Origin of the sequence: Microvirga sp. BSC39, assembly GCF_000739015.1 — a bacterium.
GTDB lineage: Bacteria > Pseudomonadota > Alphaproteobacteria > Rhizobiales > Beijerinckiaceae > Microvirga.
Genome location: NZ_JPUG01000077.1, coordinates 81,924 through 98,844, shown reverse-complemented (window position 1 = coordinate 98,844; position 16,921 = coordinate 81,924). Strand labels below are relative to the sequence as shown.

The window sequence follows — 16,921 nt, the reverse complement described above, 5'->3', positions numbered from 1 at the left end:
CTGGGATCTCGAAGGAAGGTTACATGCTGGATTCAATACTCTCCCCCACCGCCTTCTTTAAAGCGGCTCAGTCCCCCGGAAATTGGTTCCTGAGCGCAGAGCGTCTACGAGACGCAGCGGAGATCATCCTCCGCGACCAGCTCGCCGAGGAGCAGCCTTATTTCGCCGCGGTTCACAAGGCTGGCGAGGAGGCGCAAGCGGCCGCCATCCATGATCCAAGCGGATCGGCTGATGCCGAGATCACCTACCTGCCGCCAAATTATCTGCCTGCGCAGCTCCTGTATGCCTACGCGATGGAGAATGCGCTTAAGGGGTTGATGGTAGCGCGCAATCCTGAGCTCATCGTGCCCGGCAGCATCAGTAAACGCCTCCAATCACACAAACTGGTCCGGCTCGCTGAAGCGGCCCAGTTTTCCCTTGCGCATCAAGAGAAGCTCGTTCTCCTTGCGCTCACCCATATTGCAGAGTGGGCCGGCCGCTATCCCGTGGCGTCAACTGTCGACAAGCATGCGGCTGATCGACCTCTCGGCAGTGACCCGCAAGAGATGCTGGACTGGGGCTCCCGGCACCCCATTATGCGCCGATGCTTCGATCGCATGATGCAGGAGCTTGAGCAGGCGCTCCCCAGACTGCCACAGCGGTACGGGGTCGTGGTCGTGCTTGACCCGACGGCGGAGTAGCTAGGTGGGTCGCTGGGCTCCAGAGGTCGGCGCCGGCTCCCACCCCTGGGCGCCTCGCTTGTTATCGGATCTCCGGCCATCTCTTCCGAACGGGGTAGGCCTCGTGACCTTGATTGGCGGCGTGCAATCGAGCCGTAAACCCTTCGAGCTTGTCGCGGACCTGATCTAGACCGCCTCGTCACCGGTGAAGTCAAAGAAGTCGATGTACTCCTACAACGGTTCGGATGTGAGGGGGATTGCTTCGGACGCCGACGGATCAAGCGTAGTAGCACAACCCCTTATAAATCAAAGCGCAGACCGAGAAAGCCGTCCATTGGACAGCTTCGAACAACTTCGGATTTGATAATGGCGGGACTGAGGGATTCGAACCCGTATGTCAAAATGCAAGGAATGAACTGAAAGTTACGAAGGTATAGAGCTGCCCTACGAAACCAATCATTCGCGAAGCGAGGCATCCGCTTACCATTTGCTTACCAACTACACTTCCTAGTAAGCAGACCCTCAAACCTGCGAGGCCTAAGTTCTTGATTTTAAATGGTACAGCCGCCCCGGCTCGAACGGGGGACCCCCAGATCCACAATCTGGTGCTCTAACCAACTGAGCTACGGCTGCACGTGAGGCAGGGTGTAATCGCCCGGACGAGCAATTTCAAGACCTGATTATGGCCCGATGCTCCGGAAATGAAAGCGGCGGGCTCAAGGCCCGCCGCGTCGCATGCTCAAGCTTGAGAACGCTTATTCCGCCGTCGCGCCAGCGGCCTTGAGGACCGGGGTCCAGCGGGCGACCTCGCTCTCGACGAGCTTCTGCAGGGCTTCCGGGGTCCGCTCGGTGTTGCTCGGGATGACGCCGCCCAGTTCGGAAAGGCGCTTCTTGGTGTTCTCGTCGTCCAGGGACTTCATGAGGGCGTCGCTGAGCTTCTTGACCACGTCCGGCGGGGTGCCCTTGGGGGCGAAGACCGCGTTCCAGGCGCTGACCTCGTAGCCTTCGAGGCCGGCTTCCTTGGTGGTCGGCACGTTCGGCAGCACGGGCGAGCGCTCGGGCGTCGCGATGGCGAAAGCCTTGATGTTGCCGCCCTGGATCTGCGGCGCCACGTTGACGATCTGGTCGGTCATGAAGTCGACCGTGTTGGCCATCAGGTCGTTCAGGGCCGGGCCGGTGCCGCGGTAAGCCACCATGGTGGGCTTCGCCTTGACCACGGAGTTGAAGAAGATGCCCGTGGAGTGGGACACCGAACCCACGCCCGCATGGGCCATGTTCACCTTGTCGGCGTTCTTGGTCAGGTAATCGAGGAAGCCCTTCAGGTCGTTGGCCGGGAAGTCCTTCTTGGCCACGATCACGATCGGGGTGCCGGCCGCCAGGCCGATGGGGGCGAAGTCCTTGGTCGGATCGTACTTGAGGTTCGGGTACAGGGCCGGTGCGGCGCCATGGGTGCCCATGTGGCCCATCATGATGGTGTAGCCGTCGGGCTGAGACTGGGCGGCACGGGTGATGCCCGTGGTGCCGCCGGCCCCGGCCACGTTCTCGATCACGATCTGCTGGCCCAGCGTCCGGCTCATGTTGTCGGTCACGATGCGGGCCACCACGTCGGTCGGGCCGCCAGCCGCGAACGGGACGATCATGGTGATCGGACGGGTGGGATAGCCTTGGGCCTGGGCGCCCGTTGCGGCTAAGCCGGCGACTGCGGCCAGAGCCAGTACAACCTTCTTCATCAATTTTCCTCCCTTGGAAAAGTTATGGCCTACCATGTGGGCAAGATGGAGTTGAAGGCAAGCTACTCGGTGAAGACCTCGTCCCTCCCCTTCCGGATGGAGGGCAGGAGAGCGATCACAAGTAGGATAACGGCCACCGCGAGCAGTCCGGCGCTGACCGGACGCTCGATGAAGGTTTCCAGCGAGCCGCGCGAAATGATGAGCGCGCGCCTGAGGTTTTCCTCCATCAGCCTGCCGAGCACGAAGCCGAGCAGCATCGGGGCAGGCTCGAAGCCGAACTTGATCAGCATGTAGCCCACCAGCCCGAAGAAGGCGATGAACATGACGTCGGTGGGCAACGAGTTGATCGAGTAGATGCCGATGCAGCAGAACATCAGGATCGCGGGGAACAGCAGGCGATACGGCACTTTCAGCAGGCGCACCCACATGCCCACCAGCGGCAGGTTGATGATGAGCAGCATCAGGTTGCCCACCCACATGGAGGCGATCATGCCCCAGAACAGGGTCGGGTTCTTGGTCATCACCTGCGGGCCCGGGATGATGCCATGGATGGTCATGGCGCCGACCATGAGGGCCATCACGGCATTCGGCGGGATGCCGAGCGTCAGCAGCGGGATGAACGAGGTCTGCGCGCCGGCATTGTTGGCGGACTCAGGTCCCGCCACGCCCTCGATGGCGCCCCGGCCGAAGCGCCTGGGGTCCTTGGCGAGCTTCTTCTCAAGCGTATAGGCGGCGAACGGCCCGAGCACTGCACCATTGCCGGGCAGGATACCCAGGGCTGCGCCGATGAAGGTGCCGCGCAGGATTGGCTTGTAGGACTGCTTGAAGTCGTCCCTGTTCGGCAGCAGACGCCCGATGGCTTGGCGCACCACGTCGCGGGTCTCGGTATGGTCGAGATTGCGCATGATCTCGGCAATGCCGAAGATCCCCATGGCCAGCACGGCGAAATCGATGCCGTCGGACAGGAACGGCAGGCCGAAGGTCATGCGCTCCTCGCCTGTCTCCAGATCCGTGCCGACGGTGGAAAGCAGCACGCCCACCAGGATCATCGCCACGGCCTTGAGAATCGAGCCGCGTGCCAGGACGACCGCGAAGACGAGGCCCATGACCATGAGGGAGAAGTACTCGGTCGGCCCGAAGATCAGGGCCAGGCTGGTGAGCGGAGCCCCCAGGGCGGCGATGACCAGGGTCGCTACGGTGCCGGCAAAGAACGAGCCGATGGCCGCGATCCCGAGCGCAACGCCGGCGCGGCCCTGGCGGGCCATCTGGTGACCATCGAGCGCCGTCACCACGGAGGTGGCCTCACCCGGAATGTTGACGAGGATCGCGGTGGTCGAACCGCCGTACTGGGCACCATAGTAGATGCCGGCCAGCATGATGAGGGCACCGGTCGGGTCGAGCCCGAAGGTGATCGGCAGCAGCATCGCGATGGTGGCGATAGGGCCGACACCCGGCAGCACGCCGATGAGCGTACCCACGAGGCAGCCCAGGAAGGCCAAGCCAAGGTTCTGCAGGGTCAGGGCGACCCCGAAGCCGAGGCTCAGGTTGGAAACCAGATCACCCATCAGATTCTCCCGCTGTGGTCGGCGACATCAACCGGACCGCGACGCCGACCACGGGTCACGAAGAATACGATCAGGGCGGCAACGGCCATGATGGCGGCAGTGGCCCGCAGCACCGCCTTCTGCGACCAGTCGGGGGGAAACAGCCCGGTGAGCGCCTGCGGAAAGACCGGGATCGGCAGGTTGAGGAGATCGCCGAAGAGGACCATGCAGAAGGGCGTAAGGCTCAGGCTGAGAACAACGAGGTCGCGCAGGCGCACCTCGGGCGTGGCATAGCCGCCGATGATGATCGCCAGCGGGCCGGCGAACAGCAGGCCCAGCCCTGGGGTTGTGAAACCTCCCATCGAAAAGGGGCGGATGGTCAGCGCGAAGGCCAGGATCCCGCCGATCACGAAGACCGGACCCCGCAGGTTCCAGCGCTCCAGGGCATCCCCCTGCTTGATGAACGCGAAGGCGAGGAGGGCAAGTCCCGACAGGCCGACCGCAATGGCGAGCCATCGGGGCAGCATCGCCGGGCCCATGGAGTTCAGGGTGCCCTGGTCGAGATCCCGCGTGAGCCACAGGGCCAGGGCCGCCAGCGCCACCAGAACCAGACCGCCCGCCACGTTTTGCGGGGCGCGGACGGGCCCGCCGGGCCCCGCCGGCCCTGAGTCTTCGTGAAGAGTGGACATGAACGACCTCCCGACAGACGCCTCGAGCGCCCAATGTTCTTTCAAATCGATATGGCCTGAGGCACCAACCCGGATCAAGCTTCTGTTTCCCTGAAGCAGGCCTTCTCAACAATACGTCTTGGGAACTAGGGGACAGAAGGGAAACCGCCCATCATCCTTAGGATAGACGCTGCCTTCCATGGGAGGTCACTTGATCCCTGGACCCGGGTTGTCTAGATGGACCCCGTAGCCAGGCCGGGCCCCTCTGGTCGCTCCTCACAGGAGCGGCGATGTCGGACTGGATGAAAACCAGGGCGGCCTGGGTTCGTTCAAACAGACGGTTTTGCCTGCATTTCGGCTCCTGCCTCGAAAATTTCCGCGGCAGGGCAATGCCAGATGCGTCTCTTTGAACGTTTCGCATGCGCTGCCCGCAAACCGACATATGAGGCACTGCATGTTTGATCTCTCGCAGTATTTTGGACCCGAGGTCGTCGCCTTCCTGATGGTGATCGGCATCGATCTGGCGCTCGCCGGCGATAATGCCATCGTCATCGGCCTGGCCGCCGCTGGTCTTCCCAAGGAGCAGCGCAACAAGGCGATCCTGCTCGGCGTCCTCGCTGCAACCGTCCTGCGCATCATCTTCGCTCTTCTGACGACCCAGCTCCTCCAGATCGTAGGGCTCCTGCTCGCAGGCGGCGTCCTCCTTCTCTGGGTGTGCTGGAAGATGTGGCGCGAGCTTCGCACGGGCCATGAGGAAGAGCAGCATGCGGCCGAGGAGGCTCTGGCGGGTGAGGATCTCGACAGGGATGGCACCGTCGCCAGCGGGGCTCCGCGCAAGACCTTCGCACAGGCTGCCTGGCAGATCATCATCGCGGACGTGTCCATGTCCCTCGACAACGTGCTCGCCGTGGCGGGTGCGGCCCGCGAGCACCCCTACATCCTGGCCTTCGGCCTCCTGCTGTCGATCGCCCTCATGGGCCTTGCAGCCTCCTACATCGCCCGCCTGCTACAACGCTACCGTTGGATCGCCTATGTGGGCTTGGCGATCATCCTCTACGTGGCGCTCAAGATGATCTACGAGGGCTATGTCGAGGTGGCTCCCTTCATCAACGGCGCCACCGGCTAGGCCTTAGCATCGATCCGAGACCTCCAATCTCCAATTGACGGCGGGGATGCGGGAGGGCACAGAGCATGACGCTCATGCCCCCCGCTCTCCGCCCTCATTTTTCCTACTCAGGCCTGCGCCACGGGGCGCGCGCCGCCCTTCCGGCCTTCCCAGGCTTCATCATGTTCGCCTTGGCGTTCGGCACGGCGGCAGCCCAGAAGGGCCTGTCTCTCGGCGAGACCCTGGGCCTCTCCGCCTTCGTCTATGCCGGCGCCTCGCAGATGGTGGGGCTCGAGATCTGGCAGCAGGTCTGGACGCCCGCGACGATCCTCACGATCATGACCGTCACCGCGGTGGTGAACGCGCGCATGATCATGCTCGGAGCAACCCTCCAGCCATGGCTCAAGCACGAGCCTCTTCCCCGCACGGCGCTCAACCTCTTCCTCCTCACGGAGGCTGGCTGGCTCATCGGCACCCGGTATCACAATGAAGGCGGACGGAATGTGGGCGTGCTCCTGGGCTGCGCGCTCATTCTCTGGCTGGTCTGGCTGGCAACGACCTTTGTGGGCTTCTTCGCGGGCGCACTCGTGCCCGAGCCCAAGCGCTTCGGCCTCGATCTCGTGATGCCGATCTTCTTCGGCGTGATGCTCGTGCCCCTGTGGAAAGGCGCCAAGCCTGCCCTCCCCTGGCTGGTGGCAGGGCTCGTCTCGCTCATCGTTCATGCACTGGTGCCGGGCTATTTCTTCATCATCGCCGGTGCGCTGGCGGGCGTCGTCGCCGGGATGCTGATCGAATGAACGGCCTCAGTAGCTTCATCGCGAGCCCTTGGGGCTCGATCCTCGCCATCGCGGGCATGACGCTGGTGACGTTCCTGTGCCGCATCGCAGGCGTCGTTGTCATGAGCAGGGTGCGCATCACGCCGCGCATCGAGCGGGGCCTGCGCGCTCTGCCCGGTTCCATCATCCTGGCAACCATCCTGCCCGTGGTGATCGACAACGGTTGGCCCGCCATGATCGCGCTCGCAGCCGCCATCGTGGCCATGGCAGTGACGCGGATCGATATCGTCGGCCTCGTGGCCGGTCTAGGCACCCTGGCCGTCATTCGGGCTTTTGGGTGAGGTCTGCTTGAGCCGCAGGCGGATGCGGTACATCAACCCGTCGCGGATGTTGCGATAGGCGTCGAGCACCTGATCGCGCGAGCCCTGCGTGATCGTCGGGTCCGGCGTCGGCCAGTATTCCACATCCGCCGCGATGGTGCGCGTGAGCTCGAGCGCTGCGTGGTGGGCTTCCGGCGAGAGGGAGATGATGAGGTCGAAGTTGAGCCCCTCCCACTCTTCCAGCTCGTCCAGGGTGCGCGGCTTGTGCTTGGAGGCGTCGATGCCGATCTCGGACAGGATCGAGGACACGAAGCCATCCGGCTCGCCTTTGCGCACGCCGGCGGACTGCACGTAGATCGACTTGCCGAAATAATGGCGCGCAATGGCCTCAGCCATGGGCGACCGCACCGCATTCATCGCGCAGACGAACAGAACCGAATGGATCCGTTTCGGGCGGGGCTCGTCCAGGGGCTCGTCTTGGCGCTCCTCCAAGCGTCAGCCCTTCCAGTGAAGCGCGAAGATGAGCGTGAAGATGCGCCGCGCGGTGCCGAAATCGAGGATGAGCTTGCCCTCCAACCGCTTCATCAGCAGTTCGGCCGCCTCGTTGTGCAGACCGCGCCGCCCCATGTCGATGGCCTCGATCTGCGCGGGCGAGGCGGAACGGATCGCCTGGTAATAGCTGTCGCAGATCATCTCGTAGTCCCGGATAGCCTTACGGAACGGCGTCAGCGACAGATGGTGCGAGATGAGATGCGCGCCGTCCTGCGTGGTCACCTCGAAGCAGAGCTTCTTGTCGATGAGCGAGATGCGCAGGGCATAGGGCCCGCCATCGTAGTTCGGCAGCGCAAAGGTGTTCTCTTCGAGGATGTCGTAGATGGCGATGGCCCGCTCATGCTCCTGATCGGGGTTGCCACGGCCGATGGAGGCCTCGTCGAGGGTGACGGCGACCAGCCGGGTCCGCTCCTTCGCTTCGCTCGCCATCCCGCCTCCTCTGCCGGTCAGAGGTTCAGGCGGATCGCAACCGACCGCGCATGCCCCTCCAGACCCTCCGACCGCCCGAGGGCGATTGCTGCCGGGCCGAGCGTCCGCAGAGCGCTCGCATCGCATTTCAGGATCGAGGTTCGCTTCATGAAGTCAAGCACGCCGAGTCCCGACGAGAACCGGGCCGAGCGCGCCGTAGGCAGAACGTGGTTGGGGCCGCCCACATAATCGCCAATGGCTTCCGGTGTATGGCTGCCGAGGAAAATCGAGCCTGCATTGCGAACTTTGGCTGCAAGCTCCTCGGCGTTCTCCGTCTCGATTTCGAGATGTTCGGGAGCCAGCCGATCCACCAGGGGAATGGCGTTTTCCAGCCGGTCGATCAGGATGATCGCCCCGTAATCCCGCCAGCTCGCGCCCGCAATCTCCGCCTTCGGCAAGGTCTTGAGCTGGCGCTGGACGGCCTTTTCCACCGCGTCGGCCAGCGCCGGGCTGTCGGTGATGAGGATCGATTGCGCGGCCGTATCGTGCTCGGCCTGGGCCAGGAGATCGGCGGCGATCCAGTCCGGATTGCCATGGGCATCAGCCAGGATCAGCACTTCGGACGGACCCGCGATCATGTCGATGCCGACCTGACCGAAGACGCGGCGCTTGGCGGCGGCCACATAGGCATTGCCGGGTCCGACGATCTTGGCGACGGGTTTCACGCTCTGAGTTCCGTAGGCCAGTGCAGCCACGGCCTGGGCGCCACCGATGCGGAAGACCTCGTCGACGCCGGCAAGGCGCGCGGCCGCCAACACGAGCGGGTTCGTCTCCCCGCGCGGGGTCGGCACCACCATGGCGATGCGTGGAACCCCCGCCACCTTCGCCGGCACGGCGTTCATCAGGACTGAGGACGGATAGCTCGCAAGGCCGCCGGGGACATAGAGGCCGACGGATTCGATCGCCGTCCAGCGCCAGCCCAGGGTCACGCCGACGGGGTCCGTGGTCTTGAAGTCCTTCGGGCGCTGCTCCCGGTGATAGGTCTCGATGCGCTCCTTGGCCAGCGCCAGGGCCTCCAAAGCTTCCTTGGAGCACTGGGCCTCGGCGGCATCGATCTCGGCGTCGGACACGCGCAGGGTCTCAGGCTGAAGCGCCAGCCCATCGAACCGGTAGGTAAAGTCGATCAGCGCCTCGTCGCCGCGCACCACCACATCTTCGATGATGGCGCGCACCGCCTGGTCCACATCCTCCGAGACTTCTCGCTTGGCGGAGAGCAGGGCGGCGAAGGCTTGCGGGAAAGAGGCATCCCGCGCATCGAGCCTCTGCGCCATTTACGGGCGCTCCGCCGTTTGCAGCTGGTCCTCGTGGGAGGGGCGGCTTTCCGCAGCCCAGACCGGGCCGGTATCTTTCATCTGCATTTCGATACACTCCAGGTCCACCTGGATGGCTCCGCCCTCGGCAAAGATCAAGGTGGCGGTGCCCGAAGGGGCATCGTTCTCCTCGAACGCAATGGCGAGAAGGTTAAGAACCGCGTCCTTGTTGCTCCGGTCGATGCCGCGGACGCGCACGCCCGTAACATTCTCGAAATGCATGCAGGTCAGCCGCCGCTGGGGCGTTGCCGCCTCCCAGTCGTAGCGGCGGACCTGGATGGCAAAGCGCCGCTCCTTGGGCAGATAGGCGATGTCCCCGACCTGCAGCAGCGAATCCTGCAGGTGAGCGGAGATGACGGAAAGGTCTTCAGGGTCGAATGCGACGAGTCTCAGGAGGTCCATGGCCCACCAACCTGTTGTTGAACTTTGATCTTTAAGTAGAGAGCCCCCTGCCCCGGCGCAACCTTTCGCTCAGGTTCGCCTTCCGGCCCGGAAAAGAAAAAGGCCGGCGTTGATGCCGGCCTTTTGATCTTTAGCCCCTGACCCGCTCGATCAAGGCGCCGCATCGGGTGAGCTTGGCTTCCAGCGACTCGAAGCCGCGATCCAGGTGATAGACCCGGTTGATCGTGGTCTCGCCGTCTGCCACGAGGCCGGCGATCACCAGGGACACCGAGGCGCGCAGGTCGGTCGCCATGACCGGAGCGCCCTTGAGGCCCTGAACACCGTCCACATAGGCACTGTCTCCATCGAGGCGGATCTGGGCGCCGAGACGGGCCAGCTCCTGCACGTGCATGAAGCGGTTCTCGAAGATCGTCTCACGGATGCGCGAAGTGCCGTTCGCCCGGGTCATGAGGGCCATGAACTGCGCCTGGAGGTCCGTGGGGAAGCCCGGGAACGGATCGGTGGTCACGTCGACCGGCTGGAGGCCGTTGCCGTTGCGGCGGATGCGGATGCCCCCGTGGGTCGGGGTCACCTCGGCCCCGGCTTGGCCCAGCACGTCGAGGGCCGCCTGGAGATAGTCGGGCCGGGTGTTGTCGAGCACCAGGTCGCCCCCGGTCATGGCCACCGCCATGGCGTAGGTGCCGGTCTCGATGCGGTCCGGCATCACGTCATGGGAGGCGCCGTGCAGGCTGGACACGCCCTCGATCACGATCTCGGAGCTGCCGGCGCCCTGGATCTTGGCGCCCATCTTGATGAGGCATTCGGCGAGATCCACCACCTCCGGCTCGCGGGCGGCGTTGCGGATCACCGTGGTGCCCTGAGCGAGGGTTGCGGCCATCAGGGCCACATGGGTGCCGCCCACGGTCACCTTCGGGAAGTCGATCTCGGCGCCGCGGAGCCCCTTGGGAGCTGTCGCCACCACGTAGCCGGACTCGATCTCGATCACGGCGCCCAGCTTGGCCAGAGCCATGATGAGCAGGTCCACCGGACGGGTGCCGATGGCACAGCCGCCGGGCATGGAGACCTTGGCATGGCCGAAGCGGGCCACCAGGGGGGCGATGACCCAGAAGCTCGCCCGCATGGTCGAGACCAGCTCGTAGGGGGCCGTGGTGTCGATGATGTTCTTGGCCGTCAGGCGGACGGTCTGGCCGGTCTCCGAGGACTGACCCGGCCGACGGCCGGCAATCGAGTGATCGACGCCGAAATTGCTCATGATCCTCAACAGGGAGGAGATGTCGGCAAGCCGCGGCACGTTGCCGAGTTCGAGCGTGTCCGCCGTGAGCAGGCTCGCGATCATGAGGGGCAAGGCCGCATTCTTGGCGCCTGAGATCGGAATCAGGCCGTTGAGGGGCGCGCCGCCCCGGATGCGAATGCGATCCATCGATATTCCCTTGCAAAATGGTCAGTAGGCTGTGCGCTATGCGCGCCCTGAGCTTTCCAGGCTAGTCGGACGGCTTGTCGCGCTCTGCCGAAACGCTCAAGCTGCCAATTTCGTTTCCAGACGCCCTGACGGCCTGCCGCCCCCGCGCCTGCGCCTTGCGCCGCTTGAGATTTTCCTTCAGAGCCGCCTTGAGCCGGTCGGCTTTCTCTTGCGATTTCACGTCAGTCATGGTTCACGCGACCCATCGTCGCTTTTACCCAATAGAGGCTTCGCACGCGGCCCTCAACCGCAATATCACGCTTGAGAACTTTGACCCGGATCAATGTGATCTGGCATAATGGGATCAATATCCCCGGGCACGTTGCACTGCCCACCCGGTGAGATGATGGATTATCAGAACTTCTTCACGTCAGCCCTCGATCGTCTCCAGGCGGAGCGGCGCTACCGCGTCTTCGCCGATATCGAGCGCCTGGCCGGGCGTTATCCCCAGGCGATCTGGCACTCCCCGGACGGTCCGCGCCCCATCACGGTCTGGTGCTCCAACGATTATCTCGGCATGGGCCAGAACCGGGACGTGACCCGCGCCATGGTGGAGACGGCCTGGCGCCTCGGCACCGGGGCCGGCGGCACCCGCAACATCTCGGGCAACAGCCACCCGATCGTCGAGCTGGAGGCGGAGCTCGCCGACCTGCACGGCAAGGAGGCGGCCCTGGTCTTCACCTCGGGCTACGTTTCGAACCAGACCGGCATCTCGACGCTCGCCCGGCTGATCCCGAACTGCCTGATCCTGTCGGACGCCCTCAACCACAACTCCATGATCGAGGGCGTGCGCCAGTCCGGCTGCGACAAGGCGATCTTCCGCCACAACGATCTCGCGCACCTGGAGGAGCTGCTCCAGGCGGCCGGCGACCGGCCCAAGCTGATCGTGTTCGAGAGCGTCTATTCCATGGACGGCGACATTGCCCCGATCCATGCCATCTGCGACTTGGCCGAGCGCTACGGCGCCATGACCTATATCGACGAGGTTCATGCGGTGGGCATGTACGGCCCCCGCGGCGGCGGCATCGCCGAGCGCGAGGGCGCCATGCACCGCATCGACGTGATCGAGGGCACCATGGCCAAGGCCTTCGGCGTCATGGGCGGGTATCTCACTGGCACCAGGGCCGTGATGGATGCCATCCGCAGCTTTGCCCCGGGCTTCATCTTCAGCACGGCCCTGCCCCCGGCCGTCGCCGCCGCTGCCATGGCGTCGATCCGGCATCTCAAGTCCTCCTCCACCGAGCGCCAGCAGCAACAGCGCCAGGCCGCCCGCACCAAGGCGGTCCTGAGCGGCGCCGGCCTGCCGGTCCTCGATACGCCTACGCATATCGTGCCGGTGATGGTGGGCGATGCGGAAGCCTGCAAGGCGGCCTCCGACCGGCTGCTGGAGAAGCACGGCATCTATATCCAGCCGATCAACTACCCCACCGTGCCTCGCGGCACGGAGCGGTTGCGCATCACTCCCGGGCCTTCCCACTCCAACGCCCACATCGATGCCCTGGCCGCCGCCCTGATCGAGGTCTGGACCGCGCTCGGGCTCCCTCTGGAGCCGAAAGTCCAGGCGGCCGAATAAAGATCATTTTCAAGCTTGCATGGAGGGCAGCCCTGTGGCAGTAAGCGGCCCTCCCCGTTGGCGCGCTGCCGTAGCTCAGTGGTAGAGCACTCCCTTGGTAAGGGAGAGGTCGAGAGTTCGATCCTCTCTGGCAGCACCAGCCACCGCCACGTGGCTCAAGAGTTCGAAACTACGACCTCGGGCTTCTTCTTTATCCGCACAGATAAACGCTCGTTCCATTTGAAGGTGTGCCTGCGCGTCCTGACCAAAGGCGCAGTTGTCTTTCTCCCTAAAGCCTTGCAATAATCCTGCATCGGGAGAGGCTTTCGCCATTGAGACGAAGCCCTCCTGAAGAACATGACCGGAGGAGAACCTCCGGCTTGGACAAGGGGGATGAGGACCATGAAAGACTCGGCCATAGCGCCTGAGATCGCGGATCCGTATGCGACTCTCGAGACAATTCTCAAAGTTATCGGCAGATCGTGGCTGAGCGAGGAGTGGCGCCTTGAGGACATTCGCCTCCTGGCTCAGGAGGCGCTCGCAAAGCGAGGCAGCTTGGACGATGCGGAACGCGCCAAGGCGATCATCCAGGCTCGGGTTCGCATGAAGATGAGTTCAGAAGCGCCGATTTCCGTACAGCGCAACGAGGGACGCCCGACCTGAAGAAGGCCGGTGGGTCAGGCGAGCCGCCGGAGATGCCCATCTAAGGGCGTTCACCTCCTGGGCCTTGGCCCTTGCATCACGAACCCTCTGCTTTTGAGCATTGGCGGCGTCCCACCTGGTGAGGCTGCAAAGGCCGGTCGTGCGGCACATTGTCTAAAGGGTTAAATTTCAAGCCAATCTGCTTTTAGTCCTGCCGCTAATCTTTTAATAACTTACCTAACGTCATTTTTCTAAGCCAGACAAACAAACATAACAGTCTTGCTATGGGGCAAATTACAATGGCACACGTCAATTTACTGTAGCGCTTAGGATTACATTTCCTGGCGCAGCAATTGCCTGTTCTCTCTGAATTCTAAATCGCCCTTCACAGAGCAACCCGGCTTGCTTCCCGCGCCAGATCGCGCGCGAGACATCGCATCTCTTATTCTATTCTTAGAGTTAGCTGAAAATGCCTGCTGTCGAGTCTTATAGCTCCACTGGGAATCTGTACATCGACTCCATTCTGGGCAACCTCAAATGGGTGCCGAGCGACCTGACGTACAGCTTCCCCACCGCGGCCAGCGCTTATGGTGCGTATTATGGCGACGGTGAGACGGCCAAGGGCTTCGGCTCCTTCAACGACACGCAGCAGGCGATCACGCGCTCGGCTTTGAAGCTGTTCTCATCCGTGAGTAACCTGACGTTCCAGGAAGCCACCGGGGCGAGCGCGTCGTCAGCCGATCTGCGCTTTGCGCAATCGGACGTGCCGGGAACCGCATGGGCCTACTTCCCGACAACTGACGCAACCGGCGGCGATGTCTGGGTCAACAATTCCAGCCGGAACTACGAAAGCCCTGCCAAGGGTAACTACGCCTATCTCACCATCGTGCACGAGATCGGGCATGCCCTCGGGCTTGAGCATGCGCACGAAGGCAAAGTCATGCCCCTGTCGCACGACAGCATGGAATACACCGTTATGAGCTACCGCTCGTATTCCGGTGCATCGACCGGCGCGGGCTACATGAACGAGACCTGGGGCTATGCGCAGTCCCTGATGATGTACGACATCGCCGCCCTCCAACATATCTACGGCGCGAACTATCAGACCAACAGCGGCAGCACGACGTATTCATGGAGCCCGACCACCGGCGAGATGTTCGTCAACGGGGTCGGGCAGGGCGCTCCCGGCGGAAATCAGATTCTCCTTACGGTCTGGGACGGCGGCGGCACGGACACGTACAGCTTCACCAACTACACGACGGCCCTGACAATCGATCTTCAGCCTGGCGCGTGGAGCATCACCTCGCAGGAACAGCGCGCCAAGCTCCACTGGGATGGATCCAGGCTCGCCGTCGGCAACATCGCCAATGCGCTTCTGCATCAGGGCGACACCCGCGCCCTCATCGAGAATGCCTATGGCGGCTCCGCTGATGATAGCATCAAGGGCAATGACGCCAAGAACACGCTTTGCGGCAATGCAGGCGACGATAAGCTCTATGGGTTGAGCGGCAACGATGTGCTGATCGGCGGCAGCGGAAAAGACCTCCTGAGCGGAGGCGCCGGAACGGACACTGCCAGCTACAGCACGGCGAAAGCCGGCGTGGTGGCCGACCTTCAGACGCGAAGCAACAACCGCGGCGATGCCGCCGGCGACTCGTATTCCAGCATCGAGTGGCTCACGGGCAGCTCTTACACCGACACCCTCTATGGCAATGGATCAGCCAACGAGATCAAGGGCGGATCCGGAAATGATACGCTCTATGGACGAGGCGGCAACGACGTGCTGAATGGCGGCGCAGGTCGCGATAAACTTTATGGAGGGAGCGGAAAGGATGTGCTGATCGGCGGAAGTGGGGCGGATACTTTCGTCTTCTCCTCGCCGTCCCATTCACGGATGTCTTCGGCAGACACCATCAAGGATTTCCGTCGCGGCTCCGACCACATCGATCTGCGTGCCATCGATGCCAACACGAAGGTCGCAGGCGATCAGGCGTTCGCCTTCATCGGGAAGACCGCCTTCCACGGCAAGGCTGGAGAGTTGCGTTTTGCCGATGGAATCGTGTCGGGCGATACGAACGGCGACAAGATCGCCGACTTTGGCATCACTGTCGCCGGGCTTTCGGCAATGTCCAAGGGCGACTTCTATCTCTGATCCCCACCCGATCTGGACGGCAGTCACGGTCATGGCCACTGAGCTCAGCTATATTGGCTGGGCTCAGTGCACAGAAACTCCGTGTTAACCATCTGGACAAGCTCCAAGCTTGGGCATATTCCCACTGAACCATCTCTGGGCTCTTGGGGAAGCACGATGGATCGTCCGGGAAGACGCCACCCTGCCAATGACGCGCTGGCCTATCTGATGAACCTGATCGGCCTCGCCTTCAGCATCAGCTGCCTTTGGATCGTCGCCTCCGCGGCCAAGATGTAAGGCAGCATGCTCAGCGAGAGCGGAATTCCTTGGCTGCGTCAGTGGCCTGATAGCCCCAATAGGTGAGCTGAACCGCGGCACGCCCGAGAATGCCGCCGTTCCATGCAAGGCCGAAAGGCTCGAAGAGACGGTAGCGGTCGCTCTCGCCGGCAATCCCCTCCGCAACCACCGTGCCGCCGATAGCCGTAGTGTTCATGCCGTGGCCACCGAAGGCCGTGCAGAACCAGACACCCGGCTTGAGCTGCCCGATCTGAGGCATGAGGTGTCGGGCATAGGACATGAGCCCCGACCAGGCGATCTCGGCCTTCAGACTGGCGAGCTGCGGGTACGTCGTCACCATCTCGCGCCGCAGCAGGGCCGCGATGTCCCGCGGATCCGCCGTGCGTGTGGTGATGCGCCCGCCCCAGAGAATGCGGCCGCCATCATCGACGAGCCGGTAGTAGTCCCCGGCCCGGCGATCGTCGAGGATCGCCGCAGGGGTGCGGATCGCGCTTTGCAGCAGTTCAGGCGCATGCTCCGTCAGCATGACGTAAGTGGCAATCGGCAGGAAGGCGCGTTTCAGGGCAGGCGAGATGGCGCCCGTATAGCCGCCGGTCGTGAACACCACATGGCCGGCTGATATCTCGGCGCTGTTTGTGCGGACGATCTTTCGAGCGCCGTCCAGATCGACGGACGCGACCGCGGAGTTCTCATGGATTGCAGCCCCCAGGTGCGCTGCCTCGCGGGCAAGCGCACGTCCGTAGTTCAGCGGGTGAAAATGGAACGCATCCTCGTCCAGGATCGCCTCATAATATTTCGAGGAGACGAAGAGACTTCTCACCTCGTCCCGGCCCAAGTGGCGCAGGTTCAGCCCGAACGCGCGCTGCTGGCTCTCGCAGGCCGCCTGCAGCGCGCCGCGCGAGTTGTAGCGCAAGGCCTTTGCGATGCCGGGAACGAGCTTGGCATCCGCTATGCCGAATTCATCGATATTTCGACGGATGATCTCGACGCCTTCCATCGACAGGCGAAAGAGCTCTTTCGCCTGGTCTTTCCCCACCCGCCGCTCGATGGATGACAGTCCTGTGGCATAGCCCGCCGAGACGAAGCCGCCGTTGCGCCCGGAAGCGCCCCATGCCACCCGCTGCGCCTCGAGCAGCACGACCTTGCACCCGTTGCGGGCGAGCTTCAGCGCCGCAGTCAATCCGGCGAGCCCGCCGCCGACGATGCAGACGTCCGCTTCGATCCGACCAGTCGCAGCCGGATAGGTTTCCGACGTGGAGACGGTCCGGCTGTAATAGGTGTCGATATAGGCGGACGACATGCTGGA

17 protein-coding genes and 2 tRNA genes are annotated in these 16,921 nt (G+C 63.4%); 8 read left to right on the top strand and 11 right to left on the bottom strand.

Annotated features, from left to right (window positions below; all coding sequences use genetic code 11):
- The first annotated feature begins 23 nt into the window (after positions 1-23).
- Complete coding sequence (locus tag MA07_RS22725; protein WP_036357301.1) at positions 24-680, top strand: hypothetical protein; 657 nt, start codon at positions 24-26, stop codon at positions 678-680.
- A 535-nt stretch (positions 681-1,215) separates the two neighbouring features.
- Here the strand turns inward: MA07_RS22725 and MA07_RS22720 are convergent.
- From MA07_RS22720 to MA07_RS22705, 4 genes are all read right to left on the bottom strand, one after another.
- Positions 1,216-1,292, bottom strand: a tRNA-His gene (locus MA07_RS22720).
- Positions 1,293-1,414: 122 nt separating this feature from the next.
- Positions 1,415-2,389 carry a tripartite tricarboxylate transporter substrate-binding protein gene (locus MA07_RS22715; protein WP_036357299.1) on the bottom strand — a complete coding sequence of 325 codons (975 nt, stop codon included), beginning with the start codon at positions 2,387-2,389 and terminating at the stop codon, positions 1,415-1,417.
- A gap of 62 nt (positions 2,390-2,451) precedes the next feature.
- Complete coding sequence (locus MA07_RS22710; protein WP_036357297.1) at positions 2,452-3,954, bottom strand: tripartite tricarboxylate transporter permease; 1,503 nt, start codon at positions 3,952-3,954, stop codon at positions 2,452-2,454.
- Positions 3,954-4,622: a tripartite tricarboxylate transporter TctB family protein gene (locus tag MA07_RS22705; protein ID WP_036357296.1), complete on the bottom strand. Its 669-nt coding sequence runs from the start codon at positions 4,620-4,622 to the stop codon at positions 3,954-3,956. The genes MA07_RS22710 and MA07_RS22705 overlap by 1 nt, the downstream gene beginning before the upstream one ends.
- Positions 4,623-5,055: 433 nt before the next feature.
- Here MA07_RS22705 and MA07_RS22700 point away from each other — a divergent pair, with 433 nt between their 5' ends.
- The 3 genes from MA07_RS22700 to MA07_RS22690 all read left to right on the top strand — a co-directional run bounded on the left by MA07_RS22700 (position 5,056) and on the right by MA07_RS22690 (position 6,823).
- A complete protein-coding gene (locus tag MA07_RS22700) occupies positions 5,056-5,727 on the top strand; it encodes a TerC family protein (RefSeq protein WP_036357287.1) in 672 nt (223 codons plus the stop codon).
- A gap of 65 nt (positions 5,728-5,792) precedes the next feature.
- On the top strand, positions 5,793-6,503 hold the full coding sequence (locus tag MA07_RS22695; protein ID WP_036357285.1) for an AzlC family ABC transporter permease: 711 nt from the start codon (positions 5,793-5,795) through the stop codon (positions 6,501-6,503).
- Positions 6,500-6,823: an AzlD domain-containing protein gene (locus MA07_RS22690; protein ID WP_052003442.1), complete on the top strand. Its 324-nt coding sequence runs from the start codon at positions 6,500-6,502 to the stop codon at positions 6,821-6,823. Before MA07_RS22695 ends, MA07_RS22690 begins: the two co-directional genes overlap by 4 nt.
- On the opposite strand, the gene MA07_RS22685 is transcribed toward MA07_RS22690, so the two are convergent.
- From MA07_RS22685 to MA07_RS30535, 6 genes are all read right to left on the bottom strand, one after another.
- Entirely contained in the window at positions 6,788-7,294 is a 507-nt protein-coding gene (locus MA07_RS22685) for a low molecular weight phosphatase family protein (protein WP_280114254.1), read from the bottom strand. The two genes, MA07_RS22690 and MA07_RS22685, sit on opposite strands and share 36 nt — an antisense overlap.
- Positions 7,295-7,297: 3 nt before the next feature.
- Positions 7,298-7,783, bottom strand: coding sequence for a UPF0262 family protein (locus MA07_RS22680; protein WP_036357284.1), 486 nt, complete (start codon positions 7,781-7,783; stop codon positions 7,298-7,300).
- Positions 7,784-7,800: 17 nt separating this feature from the next.
- Entirely contained in the window at positions 7,801-9,093 is a 1,293-nt protein-coding gene (gene hisD / locus MA07_RS22675; protein ID WP_036357283.1) for a histidinol dehydrogenase, read from the bottom strand.
- Positions 9,094-9,534, bottom strand: coding sequence for a DUF2948 family protein (locus MA07_RS22670; RefSeq protein ID WP_036357281.1), 441 nt, complete (start codon positions 9,532-9,534; stop codon positions 9,094-9,096).
- Between the two features lie 130 nt (positions 9,535-9,664).
- Positions 9,665-10,954, bottom strand: coding sequence for a UDP-N-acetylglucosamine 1-carboxyvinyltransferase (murA, locus tag MA07_RS22665; RefSeq protein ID WP_036357279.1), 1,290 nt, complete (start codon positions 10,952-10,954; stop codon positions 9,665-9,667).
- A 61-nt stretch (positions 10,955-11,015) separates the two neighbouring features.
- Positions 11,016-11,183, bottom strand: coding sequence for a hypothetical protein (locus tag MA07_RS30535; protein WP_200879418.1), 168 nt, complete (start codon positions 11,181-11,183; stop codon positions 11,016-11,018).
- A 156-nt stretch (positions 11,184-11,339) separates the two neighbouring features.
- Between MA07_RS30535 and hemA the strand changes: the two genes are divergently transcribed.
- The 4 genes from hemA to MA07_RS22645 all read left to right on the top strand — a co-directional run bounded on the left by hemA (position 11,340) and on the right by MA07_RS22645 (position 15,339).
- The gene (gene hemA / locus MA07_RS22660) at positions 11,340-12,566 is read left to right on the top strand and encodes a 5-aminolevulinate synthase (RefSeq protein ID WP_036357277.1); all 1,227 of its coding nucleotides are present in this window, start codon (positions 11,340-11,342) and stop codon (positions 12,564-12,566) included.
- Between the two features lie 64 nt (positions 12,567-12,630).
- Positions 12,631-12,705: transfer RNA gene (locus MA07_RS22655), tRNA-Thr, on the top strand.
- A gap of 242 nt (positions 12,706-12,947) precedes the next feature.
- Positions 12,948-13,208: a hypothetical protein gene (locus MA07_RS22650; RefSeq protein WP_152568982.1), complete on the top strand. Its 261-nt coding sequence runs from the start codon at positions 12,948-12,950 to the stop codon at positions 13,206-13,208.
- 448 nt (positions 13,209-13,656) lie between these two features.
- Positions 13,657-15,339, top strand: coding sequence for a M10 family metallopeptidase C-terminal domain-containing protein (locus MA07_RS22645; protein ID WP_036357273.1), 1,683 nt, complete (start codon positions 13,657-13,659; stop codon positions 15,337-15,339).
- 286 nt (positions 15,340-15,625) lie between these two features.
- Here MA07_RS22645 and MA07_RS22640 read toward each other — a convergent pair whose 3' ends face one another.
- The gene (locus MA07_RS22640; RefSeq protein ID WP_036357271.1) at positions 15,626-16,915 is read right to left on the bottom strand and encodes an FAD-binding oxidoreductase; all 1,290 of its coding nucleotides are present in this window, start codon (positions 16,913-16,915) and stop codon (positions 15,626-15,628) included.
- Between the last annotated feature and the right edge of the window lie 6 nt (positions 16,916-16,921).

Excerpts from the sequence above, each read along its gene's own strand:
- MA07_RS30535 (WP_200879418.1), bottom strand. The coding sequence starts at position 11,183 with ATGACTGACGTGAAATCGCAAGAGAAAGCCGACCGGCTCAAGGCGGCT.
- MA07_RS22670 (WP_036357281.1), bottom strand. The coding sequence starts at position 9,534 with ATGGACCTCCTGAGACTCGTCGCATTCGACCCTGAAGACCTTTCCGTC.
- MA07_RS22650 (WP_152568982.1), top strand. The coding sequence starts at position 12,948 with ATGAAAGACTCGGCCATAGCGCCTGAGATCGCGGATCCGTATGCGACT.
- hisD (WP_036357283.1), bottom strand. The coding sequence starts at position 9,093 with ATGGCGCAGAGGCTCGATGCGCGGGATGCCTCTTTCCCGCAAGCCTTC.
- MA07_RS22700 (WP_036357287.1), top strand. The coding sequence starts at position 5,056 with ATGTTTGATCTCTCGCAGTATTTTGGACCCGAGGTCGTCGCCTTCCTG.
- MA07_RS22705 (WP_036357296.1), bottom strand. The coding sequence starts at position 4,622 with ATGTCCACTCTTCACGAAGACTCAGGGCCGGCGGGGCCCGGCGGGCCC.
- MA07_RS22715 (WP_036357299.1), bottom strand. The coding sequence starts at position 2,389 with ATGAAGAAGGTTGTACTGGCTCTGGCCGCAGTCGCCGGCTTAGCCGCA.
- MA07_RS22695 (WP_036357285.1), top strand. The coding sequence starts at position 5,793 with ATGACGCTCATGCCCCCCGCTCTCCGCCCTCATTTTTCCTACTCAGGC.
- hemA (WP_036357277.1), top strand. The coding sequence starts at position 11,340 with ATGGATTATCAGAACTTCTTCACGTCAGCCCTCGATCGTCTCCAGGCG.
- MA07_RS22680 (WP_036357284.1), bottom strand. The coding sequence starts at position 7,783 with ATGGCGAGCGAAGCGAAGGAGCGGACCCGGCTGGTCGCCGTCACCCTC.
- MA07_RS22645 (WP_036357273.1), top strand. The coding sequence starts at position 13,657 with ATGCCTGCTGTCGAGTCTTATAGCTCCACTGGGAATCTGTACATCGAC.
- murA (WP_036357279.1), bottom strand. The coding sequence starts at position 10,954 with ATGGATCGCATTCGCATCCGGGGCGGCGCGCCCCTCAACGGCCTGATT.
- MA07_RS22690 (WP_052003442.1), top strand. The coding sequence starts at position 6,500 with ATGAACGGCCTCAGTAGCTTCATCGCGAGCCCTTGGGGCTCGATCCTC.
- MA07_RS22710 (WP_036357297.1), bottom strand. The coding sequence starts at position 3,954 with ATGGGTGATCTGGTTTCCAACCTGAGCCTCGGCTTCGGGGTCGCCCTG.
- MA07_RS22640 (WP_036357271.1), bottom strand. The coding sequence starts at position 16,915 with ATGTCGTCCGCCTATATCGACACCTATTACAGCCGGACCGTCTCCACG.
- MA07_RS22725 (WP_036357301.1), top strand. The coding sequence starts at position 24 with ATGCTGGATTCAATACTCTCCCCCACCGCCTTCTTTAAAGCGGCTCAG.